This window comes from Longimicrobium sp., assembly GCA_036389135.1.
Taxonomy (GTDB): Bacteria; Gemmatimonadota; Gemmatimonadetes; order Longimicrobiales; family Longimicrobiaceae; genus Longimicrobium.
In genome coordinates, this window is the sequence record DASVQP010000003.1 from 109876 (window position 1) to 121611 (window position 11736).

Annotated in this window: 10 protein-coding genes; 3 read left to right on the plus strand and 7 right to left on the minus strand. The window is 70.8% G+C overall.

What is annotated here, in order from left to right; translation table 11 throughout:
- The first annotated feature begins 328 nt into the window (after positions 1–328).
- Together VF584_01395 and VF584_01400 are read left to right on the plus strand one after the other, a co-directional pair.
- On the plus strand, positions 329–1909 hold the full coding sequence (locus tag VF584_01395) for a TonB family protein (protein HEX8208811.1): 1581 nt from the start codon (positions 329–331) through the stop codon (positions 1907–1909).
- A gap of 23 nt (positions 1910–1932) precedes the next feature.
- Positions 1933–2895 (plus strand): aldo/keto reductase family protein, encoded by a 963-nt coding sequence (locus VF584_01400; GenBank protein ID HEX8208812.1) that lies wholly within the window; start codon positions 1933–1935, stop codon positions 2893–2895.
- Positions 2896–2928: 33 nt separating this feature from the next.
- Here the strand turns inward: VF584_01400 and VF584_01405 are convergent, their stop codons facing one another.
- The 4 genes from VF584_01405 to VF584_01420 form a co-directional block, all read right to left on the minus strand.
- Entirely contained in the window at positions 2929–3216 is a 288-nt protein-coding gene (locus VF584_01405; protein ID HEX8208813.1) for a Txe/YoeB family addiction module toxin, read from the minus strand.
- Positions 3209–3496: a type II toxin-antitoxin system prevent-host-death family antitoxin gene (locus VF584_01410; GenBank protein ID HEX8208814.1), complete on the minus strand. Its 288-nt coding sequence runs from the start codon at positions 3494–3496 to the stop codon at positions 3209–3211. The genes VF584_01405 and VF584_01410 overlap by 8 nt, the downstream gene beginning before the upstream one ends.
- A gap of 117 nt (positions 3497–3613) precedes the next feature.
- The gene (locus VF584_01415; protein HEX8208815.1) at positions 3614–4123 is read right to left on the minus strand and encodes a hypothetical protein; all 510 of its coding nucleotides are present in this window, start codon (positions 4121–4123) and stop codon (positions 3614–3616) included.
- Between the two features lie 40 nt (positions 4124–4163).
- Complete coding sequence (locus VF584_01420; GenBank protein HEX8208816.1) at positions 4164–5327, minus strand: hypothetical protein; 1164 nt, start codon at positions 5325–5327, stop codon at positions 4164–4166.
- 279 nt (positions 5328–5606) lie between these two features.
- On the opposite strand from VF584_01420, the gene VF584_01425 reads away from it, so the two are divergent.
- Positions 5607–6080, plus strand: a complete 474-nt coding sequence (locus VF584_01425; GenBank protein HEX8208817.1) for a hypothetical protein — start codon at positions 5607–5609, stop codon at positions 6078–6080.
- A gap of 287 nt (positions 6081–6367) precedes the next feature.
- Here VF584_01425 and VF584_01430 read toward each other — a convergent pair whose 3' ends face one another.
- From VF584_01430 to VF584_01440, 3 genes are all read right to left on the minus strand, one after another.
- Positions 6368–7003, minus strand: coding sequence for a hypothetical protein (locus VF584_01430; protein HEX8208818.1), 636 nt, complete (start codon positions 7001–7003; stop codon positions 6368–6370).
- A 328-nt stretch (positions 7004–7331) separates the two neighbouring features.
- Positions 7332–10118: an ATP-binding protein gene (locus VF584_01435; protein ID HEX8208819.1), complete on the minus strand. Its 2787-nt coding sequence runs from the start codon at positions 10116–10118 to the stop codon at positions 7332–7334.
- A gap of 36 nt (positions 10119–10154) precedes the next feature.
- Positions 10155–11453 carry a VWA domain-containing protein gene (locus VF584_01440; GenBank protein HEX8208820.1) on the minus strand — a complete coding sequence of 433 codons (1299 nt, stop codon included), beginning with the start codon at positions 11451–11453 and terminating at the stop codon, positions 10155–10157.
- Positions 11454–11736 lie beyond the last annotated feature (283 nt).

The following is an 11736-nucleotide window of genomic DNA, read 5'->3' on the forward strand; positions in this document are numbered from 1 at the left end:
TTGGCGTGCATCCGTGCGCGGCGCATTGGGCGGCGCGGGGGCGGGCACGGGCAGCCACGTGGGGCGGCCCCTACCAGGGTTTGGTGCGAAGGGGCGGGGGTTCGGCGCGTGACGGCGGGCGCCGGTGCGGGGGCAGGCACGGGCGCGATAAATCGCGGCCCCTACGAGGCATCGGTGCAACACGCGGAGTTCTCCCCCTCACCCGCCCTGCGCCCCCGCAGGCGGGGGAGGGGGCCGGGGGAGGGGGCCCCGACCTCCGCGGCAGGTTGTTTGCGCGGACCCTCCCCACGTACCTTCCCTGCCGCCGATTTCCCTCAGCCGAGCCGTCATGCCCGGATTCGAAGTCCTTCTCGCCGGCCGTACCCTGGGTGAGCGCTACCGCGTGGACGCGGTGGTGGGCCGGGGCGGGATGGGCGCAGTGTTCCGGGCGACCGACCTGCGGCTGGATCGCGCGGTCGCGGTCAAGGTCGTGACCGTGGAGGACGACGCGGAGGGACGCGCCCGCGCCCGCTTCCTGCGCGAGGCACAGGCGGCAGCGCGCATCCGCCATCCGCACGTGGTGGGGGTGTACGACTTCGGCACCGATGCCACACTGGGGCTGGACTTCCTGGTGATGGAGCTGCTGGAGGGCGAGGACCTGTCGCGCCGCCTGGCCCGCGACACCGTGCTGGCGCCCGACGAGGCGGCGACCGTCTTCAGGCAGGCCGCGGAGGGGCTCGCGGCCGGGCACCGCATGGGGCTGGTGCACCGCGACGTGAAGCCCGGCAACGTCTTCCTGGTGAGCGGGCGCGCGACGCACGCCATGCTGCTGGACTACGGCGTGGCGCAGATGGAGATGGACGACACGGAGACGCGCACCCACCTCACGCGCATGGGGCGCCAGCCGCTCTCCCCGGCCTACGCATCGCCCGAGCAGATCCGCGGCGAGGGGGCGCTGACCCCCGCCAGCGACGTATTCTCGCTGGGGATCACGATGTACCGCGCCGCCACCGGAGCTCCGCCCTTCTCCGCGGCCGACCTGGAGCGGATGGCCGCCGGTGCGGACGTGCCGCTGGTGCCGCCGCTCGAGCGGGTCCCCAATCTGGACCCCGCCATGGCCGCGGCGCTGGAGCACGCCCTCCACCCCGACCCCCTCGCCCGCCCCGCCGACGCCGACGCCCTCCTGGCGCTGATGCACGGCGGGGATGCGCCCCCAGCACGCCGCCCCGCCTTCGTCCCCACCGCCGTAGCGGCCCCGACGGTGGTGATGCCCACCGCCCCGCCGCCGCCGCTGCCGGCCGAGCGCCCGCCTCCCGCGCCGCGCCCCGCACGAGTCGGCCGTGCGGCGGCCATCGGGGGAATGCTGGCGCTGGTGGGCGGCGCCGTCGTGTACGGCGTCGGCGGGATGGGGGGCGGCGACCCGGCCCCCGCGGCATCCGACTCCACCACCATCGCCCGCACCGACAGCGTCGCGCCCGACAGCGTGCAGGTGGACACGCAGCAGACGACGCTCGGTCAGCCGGAACCCGAACCGATTCCGCCGTTCACCGACAGCGCGGGCGTCTTCGAGGAGCAGCCGCCCGCGACGGAGCCCGCGCCGCCGGAGGGCGAGCCGGTGTACGACGTCGGCTCCCTCGACGAGACCCCCGAGCTGCGCAACCGCCGCGACGTGGAGCGCGCGGCCCGGCGCAGCTATCCGCCCTTTTTGCGCGATGCCGGGGTCTCGGGCGACGTGATCGTCTCGTTCGTCATCGGCCAGGACGGCAACGTGGAGCCCGAGTCGATCCAGATCGTCAACGACGTGCACCCCGCCTTCGCCGACGCCGCGCGCGCGGTCGCGCAGCGGATGCGCTTCACCCCGGGCAGAATCCGCGGCGAGCCGGTGCGCGCGCAGGCGCAGGTGCCCATCAACTTCCGCGCGGAAGACTGACCGCGCATCGACAGGAGAACGACTTGGAATACCGCGCGCTGGGACGTTCCGGGCTGCGGGTCAGCGAGATCTCGCTGGGCTCGTGGCTCACCTACGGAAGGACCGTCGACGACGACGTGACGCGCGCCTGCATCCTGCGCGCGTACGAGTTGGGGATCAACCTCTTTGACACCGCCAACGTCTACCACACCGGCGCCGCGGAGGAGTCGCTGGGCCGCGTCATCCGCGAGCTGCCGCGCACCGACCTGGTGATCGCCACAAAGGTGTTCTTCCCCATGGGCCCGGGTCCCAACGACCGCGGGCTGAGCCGCAAGCACGTGACGGAGCAGTGCCACGCGTCGCTGCGCCGCCTGGGCGTGGAGTACGTGGACCTCTACCAGTGCCACCGCTTCGACCCGGAAGTCCCCGTCGACGAGACGCTGCGCGCGCTGGAGGACCTGGTGCAGTCCGGCAAGGTGCTCTACCTGGGCGTGAGCCAGTGGTCGGGCGAGGAGATTCGCGACGCGGTGGGGATGCAGGAGCGCATGGGATGGCACCGCCTGATCTCCAATCAGCCGCAATACAGCATGCTGGAGCGGACCATCGAGGACGAGGTGATCCCCGCGTCCGAGGAGGCCGGCGTGGGGCAGATCGTGTGGTCGCCGCTCGCGCAGGGCGTGCTGACGGGCAAGTACCGCCCCGGTGCCCCGCTCCCCCAGAACACGCGCGGCGCCGACCCGTCGTCCAACTCCTTCATGGACGCGCTCCTTCAGCCGCCCGTGCTGGAAGCGGTGGAGCGCCTCCGCCCCATCGCGGAGGAGGCGGGGATCAGCCTGGCGCAGCTCGCCCTGGCCTGGGTGCTCCGCCAGCCGAACGTGGCGAGCGCCATCGTCGGCGCCACGCGCGTGGAGCAGGTGGAGACCAACGCCGCCGCCTCTGGCATCCGCCTGGACCCCGACGCCCTCCGCCGCATCGACGAGGCGCTGGAGGAGGTGGTGCGCAGGTAGCCCGACGACTTCCCGGGGGCATGCGCAACCCGCTCAGTAGTGGTGTCTTGCCTGGAGGAAGTCGATGCGCTCGTGCTGAACGAGATAGACGAGCCGATGCTCTGCGGTGAGCCTGCGAGACCACGTACCGGGAGCCAGATACTTCAGCGGCTCGGGCTTGCCAATCCCGCTGAACGGGTCTCTGAGAATCGCCTCGACAAGATCGAGCGCGCGCAGAGCAACTTTGCGGTCGGTCTCAACCAAGTGACGCAGATCCTCCCGGAATTCCGGGTGGAACACCGCCTCGCGCTTCAGGCCTACTTGCGGTTGCTCCTTACGCACCGTCGCCCAAGCCGATGTCAGTGCGCAGGGCGTCCACGGTCTGCGGTGTCTCGGAGCGCTCCAGCGCGCGCATGAGGGCGCGCAGGAGGCGCTCCGCATTCTTAGGGGAGCGCAGCAGATACGCCGTCTCCTCAAGGCTGCGAAGCTCCGACGCCGCCACGAGCGCCACGTCCTCGGTGCCGCGGCGGTGGATGATCACCGTCTCGCGATCTTCGGTGGCGGCATCGCAAAGAGCGGCGAACGAGGCGCGTGCCTGGGTGTACGTCGTTTCGATGGCCATGGTGGACTCCTGTGGTTATACCTGTACAGAAGTACAGTACATGATTCCAGGGTCCGAGTCAACGCCACTCCAAAAGCTGAGGAGGCGCGGAGATCACTCTCCGCGCCTCCTTTTCGCTCACCCGGACTGCCCGTCGGAGGGCCCTTCGCGGGGCGACGTGTTTCCGGGGAGCGGGGCGGTGGAGCCGACGGCGCCGGGGCGCGGGGCGGGCGATCCGCCGGGGCGGGGCTGCGGCGGGCCGAAGCTCATCGCCTCCAGGCGCTGCACCTTGCCGTTGAGGCGCCCCACCAGGATGCGCGTGGCGCGCAGGTCGTGGTTGGACTCGATCAGCATCAGCGCCAGGTCGCCGGCGCCCCACAGGAGGGCGCCCAGCACGATCATCTGCGTGGCGTTCACCAGCAGCGTGGGGACGGAGTTGAGGCCGGCGCGCCAGAGCTGGAGCACCACCTCCGCGATCAGCAGGAGGAGGATCAGCAGCGCCAGCACCTTGAAGAGGCGCGCCACGTAGCGCAGCCCCGCGTGCGGCTCCATGTCGTCGTCGCGCACCCCCGCCAGGTCCGGCGTGGGGTCGTTGGGACCGCTCGTCCGGCGGTTCTCTCGGGATTCTTCAGTGCGCGGGTCGGCCACGGTGCGCTCCTTCCGGCATTGTGATTGGGTGCAAGACGGTCTACCAGCGCGCGCGGTTGCCGCGCGTGTCGATGTGCACCATCCCCTTGTGCCCGCCCGTGGGCGGGTAGTAGTGCATCCCACCCACCAGGCTGGGGTACTTCTGCTCCACCCGGTCCACGGCCACGCCGATGATGCGGGCGTCCTTGAGGTTGATGGCCCCGTCGCCGTTCAGGTCGTCCATGATGCCGTTGCGGTCGTTGTCTACCGCGATGTCCATGGCGTCGCCCCACATGTGGCGGCTGAGCTGCCCTCGCCCGGCGGTGCTCCCCCCGCTGGCGTTGTACCACGGGCTGCGGAAGCCGCTCACCGCGAAGAGGTTGTCCACCGGGTGCCCCATGGCCTCCAGCTCCTTCACCACCAGCTCGATCTTGTCCAGGTTCTTGGGGTCCACCACCACGTACTTGGGCCAGACGTTCTCCTGCAGCTTCGTGATGAAGTCCTTGAGCTGAATATGCTCGCTCAGGAAGATCTCCTTGTTCTGCGGCGTAACCTCGATCATCCCTTTCGGGGTCTGGTAGATCGGGCTGGCGGGGCAGCGCCCCACCTCGCACGGCCAGTTGCCGATCTTGTAGCGGCCCACGCTGCCGCCCTTCTTGACGGACATGGGGACCATGCGGATGACCTGCAGGTTGGGCACCGGCTCCGCCAGCCGTCCCGCCCGCAGCACCACGCCGGAGATGCCGCCGCCCAGCCGCCCGGCGATCTCGTTGCCCAGCGTGGGCTCGGCGCCCGGCTGGGGGGCGGGAAGGTCGGGCTGCTCCCCCGGCTCCAGGATCTGCGCGTACACGGCCCCGCTGAACCCGCGCACGCTGGGGTCGAGCGTGGCCGCGTAGGAGCGCGCGGATCTTCGCAGCAGCTCGGCCGTAAGCGCGGGCGCGATCCCGCCGCGGCCCAGCCGCTCGGCGATGGTGGGGGGCGCGTTGGGGTCTTCGAAGGCGGAGCCGGAGCCCAGCACCGGGGTGTCGGCGCCGTCGGTGACCGGGCGCGGGTTGGAAAGGCGCAGCACGATGGTGTACGCCCACCCCGCCACGAAGAGGAGCACGAGCAGGTTGAGCGCGAGGCTCACCCGCCGCTCCTGCCGCGGCGAGAGCCCGGCGCGCTCCCAGCGCGAGCGGGGCTCGCGCACGAGCGGAAAGAGGAAGTGGTCGTCGGCGTAGTGCATGGTGGGCGGGGTGATTCAACGTCCGTGCCGCGGGGGAGGAACTGCGGGGATGAGGGTGGGGGATGGGGGATGGGGGATGGGGATGGGGATGGGGGATTGGGGATTGGGGACGGGGGACGGGGGACGGGGGACGGGGGATGACGTTGAACGGCACTCGCTGTTCCATCCCCCATCCCCTCATCCCCCATCCCTGTTGTCAATGGCGAACTCCTTGCACCTCCGCCCGTCCCCGCGGCCGCGCGCCGCGCGACGGCAAACCAACACCCACGGGGGTGCACGATGGAGAACGATCCGCGACCGCTCAGCGAGCGGGAACTGCGCGACACGGAGGAGCGCGCGCAGCAGCTCGCCGACGACGCCCGGGGCGACGCCGACCTTCACCGGCACGGCGCCGAACAGGCCCCGCCCCCCGGGAGCTACCCCGAAGGGCTGGGCGTGCACGATCTTCCCGCCGTCCACCGCGCCGACCACGTGCGCCGCGAGGACGACGTGCGCACCGCCGACCGCCAGGAAGAGCTCGCCGAGACCCAGGCGCGCACCGCCGAGCTCCTGCGCGAGAACGCCGAGCGCCTGGAGCGGACCAACGAGCTCCTCCACGCCGCCGGCGACCGCGTGCAGGAGAACTCGGGCGACCTCCAGGACATCCGCCGCAACACCGAGGAGCTCCAGGCCCAGCTCGACGAGACCGCCCGCCAGGTGCGCGAAGGCGTGCGGCCGGAGGAGATCGGCGGCGACAAGGCCGGCAACGGCTGAAAGGCCGGCATCGCAGGCCCCTCCCCGCTCGTTCCTCGCTGCCCCTCCCCCAAAACAACCTGGGGGAGGGGCGCACGCATTGATCTCTGCCAGGTGCGCGATCCTTCGCCGCGCCGAGTCTAGTGGGGCCTTCGTGCCGTTCAGAATTAGCAGCTTGGATACAAGCTTTGGCCCGGAGCAGTACTCCTGACGCCCGTGTACGACATGTACTAGCTATAACCCCTTCCAGCCCGTCTGAACTTGAAAAGAGGACTGCTCGCTCTGCACCATTCCCCAGGCGCGTGCTGTTACCACCGCCCGACTCGTTCCACCCGCGTAGGAGTGAAGCCCGCCGATTTCCAGCCAGAACCATCTCCGATCAAAACGTAGTGATAGCTTAGCGAACCGTCGACTGACAGCCCGCGGCCATTGCCATCCATCACGGTGAATCGCACCAATGCTCTCTCTAACGTACCATGGCCAGCCGCGTCCACAGCGACACGCTCCAACACCGTGAAATCCTGAAATTCTTCCGCTTCGATTCGCCACGTACGCCATGACCGTGGTACGCGCACGTTGGCTCCGACAAGCCAGGCGGTCATCTCAGACTCGTCCGGGCCGGGCGGTCTCATTTCGACAAATCCGCGCACAGGTGAAGCCGGATCAACCGAATCGGAGGACGCAACGTTGCCGCCCGAGGGAGGTCCTGACTCGTCTGCCGTGAGCTCTGCAGGGGGAGTCGCCCGCACGGTAATCCGGCACAGGGCGGTGTCACCCCGCAGAGCAGTCAGGTGCCAGCTCGCACGCTCCCGGACCATCTCATCGAACACTTCAGTCCGGACAATGCGGTACGGCAGGGCGTCGCATGCAGTCAGACTCAAAAGCGTTAGCGTCGCGCCCAAGCGGCTGCCAAGGAAGATTTTCAAACGCACTTTCTTGAACATGGGTAGGTGGAAACGCCCTCGGTGAGAGATGACAGATGATGTGGTTCGAATGCGCCGTTGGCGGGCAGGGATTTACCGCTGGAGGATGAAAGGGTCGGGCGCTGAGACGCAAGGGTCCAGAACCCATACGGGGATCGCCCGTGTCTTCCCCCTCACCCGCCCTGCGCTCCCGCAGGCGGGGGAGGGGGCCGGGGGGAGGGGGCCTCAGCGCGGCCACGGAATCCGCCGAATCGCACCCAAGCCCCCTCTCTCGACAACAGAGGGCGGAGCCCTCTCCTGTTATTGGGAGAGGGGGCAGGCGAGTGTAACGAGCCGGGGGTGAGGGCCCCTACGCCTCCCCATGCTCCCCATGCTCCGCCGACTCCGGCGGGGTCAGCGGCAGGACCAGCGTGAACGTGCTGCCGCTCCCCGGCTCGCTGGCCACGTCGATGCGGCCGCCGAGGAGCTCGGCGTACTGGCCGGAGAGGTAGAGGCCCAGCCCCGTGCCGCCGTGCGGGCGCGAGAAGCCGCTCTGGAGCTGCTCAAAGGGGCGAAAGAGGCGCTCGCGCTCCTCGGGGCGGATCCCGGGGCCGGTGTCGGAGACGGCGAGGGCGACGCCGTCTGGGCGCGCTTCCACGGAGATGCGGACGCCTCCCATTTCGGTGAACTTCACCGCGTTGCCGGCCAGGTTGATCAGGATCTGCCGCACCTTGTCCGGATCGGTGGGGATGCGCGCGGGGGGGTCGCAGGTGAGAACCTCCAGCTCCAATCCTTTGCGCGTGGCCAGCGGCTCGATGACCGATGCCACCTCCGTCGCCAGCCCGCACACGTCCGTCTCCTCGATGCGCGCCTCGGCGCGGCCGGCCTCCAGGCGGGCGAAGGAGAGGACCTCTTCGATGAGGCCGCGCAGGTGGCGCGAGGCCGTGTCGATGCGGCCCAGCGCCTCGCGCTGCTGCGGGGTGAGCGGGCCGTGGATCTCCAGCTCCAGCAGCTCCAGGTGCCCCAGCACGGCGTTGAGCGGGGTGCGCAGCTCGTGGCTCATGGTGGCGATGAAGTCGCTCTTGGCGCGGCTGGCCTCCTGGGCCGCCTCCAGGAGCTGCGCGTTCTCCACCGCGACGGCGGCGTGGCGGGCGAGGCGCTCCAGGAGGCGCAGGTCGCTAAGCGAAAAGGGCTGCCGGCCGTCGCGGCCGCGCACGGCGCTGAGCGCGCCCAGCGGTCCCGAGCGCCCCACCAGCGGCGCGCAGATCACCGAGCCGGTCGCGCTCAGGTCGGCGTGGGAGTGCAGGACGCGCGCGTCGTCGTGCACGTCCAGCACCAACGCGGGCTCGCCCGTCGTCACCACCCACCCCGTGAGTGAGCCCTGCACGGGGAGCTCCGTGCCGGCCGAGCCCGCCATCAGCCCCAGCGCGGAGTCGTCCATCTTGAGCGACTCGCCGCCGGGCTGCAGCAGGACGATGCCGCAGCCGTCGGGGTCCACCAGGCGGGCGGCGGCATCGGTCACGCGGCGCAGCACCTCGGCCGGGTCCAGCGTGGATGCCAGGGAGCGCGCGATCTCCCCCAGCAGCTCCAGCTCCTCTGCGCGGCGGCTGAGCGCGTTGGCCATGCGGTCGAAGTCGCGCCCCAGCGCGGCGATCTCGGTGGGGGCGGCCTCGGATAGGGGCCCCACGCGTGCCTCCAGGTCCCCCGACCCCAGCGCCGCCGATGCGCCGCGGATGCGCAGGAGCGGGCGCGCCATGTACCTCGCCAGCGCGTTGCTCAGCGCCAGCGAGGCCAGCGTGACGCCGATCAGCAGCGACAGCAGGCGCACGTAGGAATCGGCCACGTACGCCTGGATGTCGGCGAAGGGCTCCTCCGTCCACACGCGCCAGTCCAGCCCGGGCACCTGCGCCACGCCGGCCAGCATCCGGGCAGTCACGCGCGAGGCGGGCACCCGCGCCGTGCCGCGGCGGTACGTGGTGGTGCCGCGCGCGCCCACCGCCGTGATCGCCGCGAACGACGACGAGTCGCCCATGGAGCGCGGCGCCTCGCCGGCGCGGTAGGGGGCGTGCGTGTCGTAGAGCACCAGCCCGCGCCGGTCGGCCACCCGCAGCCGGTCGCCCATGGGTGGCGTGGGGGCCGGGGTGGGCATGTTGCGGAGCTGCAGCGCGCCGCCCACGAAGCCGGCCAGCGAGTCGCCCAGCATCACCGGGTGCACGATGACCACCACCGGCGCGCGCGTGCGGCGGCCCAGCAGCACCTCGGAGACGACGGTGGCGCGGGTGGCGCGCAGGCGGCGGAAGTAGTCGCGGTCGCTGTAGTCGGTGCCCACCCCGCTCATTCCGCCCGCGAAAGCCGTCATCCGCCCCCGCGAGTCGGCCGCGAAGACCCCCGCAAAGGAGGGGAACTGCGAGTGCACCTCCCGCAGCTCGCGGGTTGCATCGTCCGTGCTCAACCCGCCCGGCCGCTCGGCCAGGCCGGCCGCCGTGCGCACCACGCCGGTGTGCAGCCGCACGTACTCGCCCAGGTGGGCGGCGTGCGCTTCGGAGGTAAGGAGGAGGCGCTCGCGGGTGCGCTCCAGCGAGCGTTCCCACTCGCGCCGGCCGCTCCACACGCCGAAGCTGAGGGTGGGGACGATCCCCGCCAGCGCCACCACCACCGCCAGCGCCGAGCGCAGCGACGGGGCCCCACGCACCCGCAGCCCGCGGCGCACGGTGGGGATCAGCAGGAGCGTTTCCGCGGCAAGGGCGTTGATCAGCCCGTTGAGCGGCTGCTTGAGGAAGATGACCGCCGCCGTGGCGCCCCCCACCCCCATGATTCCCCCGTAGGTTACGAACAGCAGGGGGAGCCCCAGGAGCGCCCAGAACACGAAGTCCGCCACCAGCGGGCGGCGCCGGTAGCGGGTGACGAGCAGTCCCACCACCAGCGCTTCCAGGGTGAAGATGGCCCAGGCGTACGGGTGGCCCCAGAGGAAAAAGGTGCGCGACGCGGCCACGAACCCCGCCAGCGCCCCCGGACCGGGGCCCAGCGTGACGGTGGCCACCAGCGCGGCCGTCCCCCCCAGCAGCAGCTCGGTGCCGGGCGAGAGGGAGATGGGGCTCATGTTGATGAAGTACCCCGCCGCGCCCAGCAGGAGCGCGGCAACCCAGCGTTGCCGCACCCGAAGCTCCGATGCGCCGCGGATCGCGTCCAAAGGCTACCCCGCCCTGCGGGTCTTCCGGCGCAGGAAGTCCCGCATGATGTACTGCCCCAGCGTCATGGTGTTGGTGAAGTACGCCTTGCCGCGCGCGATCTCGCTCACCTTGTTGACGAAGGCCACCAGGTACGGGTCGCGCGCCAGCATGAAGGTATTGATGAGGATCCCGCTCTTGCGGCACGCTCCCACCTCGTGGAACGTCTCGCGCAGCACGCGCGCGTCCAGCCCCATCGAGTTCTTGTAGACGCGCCCGCCCGGCAGCGTGATGGCCGACGGCTTCCCGTCCGTGATCATCACGATCTGCCGCATGTCCTTGTTCTGGGCCAGCAGCAGCCGGCGCGCCAGCTTGAGCCCCGCCGCCGTGTTGGTGTGGTACGGCCCCACCTGCGCGCGCGCCAGCTCGCCCATGGGGATCTCCTCGGCCTCGTCGCCAAAGGTGACCACCCGCAGCGTGTCGCCGGGGAACTGGGTGCGGATCAGGTGCGTGAGGGCGAGCGCCACCTTCTTGGCCGGGGTGAAGCGGTCCTCCCCGTACAGGATCATGCTGTGGCTGGTGTCCAGCATCAGCACCGTGGCGCAGCTGGACCGGTACTCCGCCTGGTTGACGTACAGGTCGCCGTAGTCCAGGTCGATGGTGCCGTCGTCGCCCAGCCCCTTCCTTCCCAGCGCGCTCTTGAGGGTGGCGGGGATGTCCAGGTTGAGCGTGTCGCCGAACTCGTAGGGGCGGCTCGCGGCCTCGGCCTCCACGCCGGTAGCCAGGTGCGGGGTGTCGTGCGAGCCGAACGAGCTCTTCCCCATCGCCCCCAGCAGCCCCTTGAGCGTGCGGTAGCCCAGGAAGTCGATCCCCTTCCCCGTCAGCGAGAACTCCACCTGGCGGGCGGCCTCGCGCGCGTCGTCGGTCTTGCCGGCGCCCTCCATCTCCGTGTAGCCGCCGGGCATCTGCGGCTGCTCGCCGACGTTGAGGTACCCCTCTTCGACGAGACGCTCGATGAGGCGGTCCAGCAGCTCGGCGATCTGCTGGCGGACCTCCTCGTTGGGCTCGCCGCGGCCGCTCAGCTCGTCCACCATCTCGGGGGTGAGCTGGCCGCTCTCCAGCAGCGCGCGGAGGAGCGCCTCCTTGAGCGAGTCCATGGAGCGGTCGCCCTCGTCGCCACCGAACTCGCCCCAGTACGGATGCTCGTACGCACCCCCCGCGAACCCGCTCTGCAGGAGGAAGTCCGAGAGCCGGTCCAGGAGCGCCTGCAGGTTCAGCGCGTCCGCCTGGTGGCCCGTGAACTTGGAGTAGTTGGTGAAGCGCATGCTCCGGGACTCCGGGATGACAAGGCCGAACGGGGCGGAGACAGCAGTTTGCGGGCCAGGGAGGGCGGGTACAGACGGGGTGCGTGAGTGCGTCAGTGCGTGAGAGCGTTGGGTTCGCCGGGCGCAGATCGCCGGGGGATGAACCCAAATCCTGCAAACCAGAGTTTGGGTTGAGCCGCACCACCAGGTTTTCGCTGGTGTGGCGCTTCGCGGCGTGGCGCAGGGGCTCACCACGGCCGCAATTCGACCTCGGAGGGCTCATCCGCACGCGCTCAACACCTCT

Excerpts from the sequence above, each read along its gene's own strand:
- VF584_01395 (HEX8208811.1), top strand. The coding sequence starts at position 329 with ATGCCCGGATTCGAAGTCCTTCTCGCCGGCCGTACCCTGGGTGAGCGC.
- VF584_01410 (HEX8208814.1), bottom strand. The coding sequence starts at position 3,496 with ATGGCCATCGAAACGACGTACACCCAGGCACGCGCCTCGTTCGCCGCT.
- VF584_01420 (HEX8208816.1), bottom strand. The coding sequence starts at position 5,327 with ATGCACTACGCCGACGACCACTTCCTCTTTCCGCTCGTGCGCGAGCCC.
- VF584_01425 (HEX8208817.1), top strand. The coding sequence starts at position 5,607 with ATGGAGAACGATCCGCGACCGCTCAGCGAGCGGGAACTGCGCGACACG.
- VF584_01430 (HEX8208818.1), bottom strand. The coding sequence starts at position 7,003 with ATGTTCAAGAAAGTGCGTTTGAAAATCTTCCTTGGCAGCCGCTTGGGC.
- VF584_01440 (HEX8208820.1), bottom strand. The coding sequence starts at position 11,453 with ATGCGCTTCACCAACTACTCCAAGTTCACGGGCCACCAGGCGGACGCG.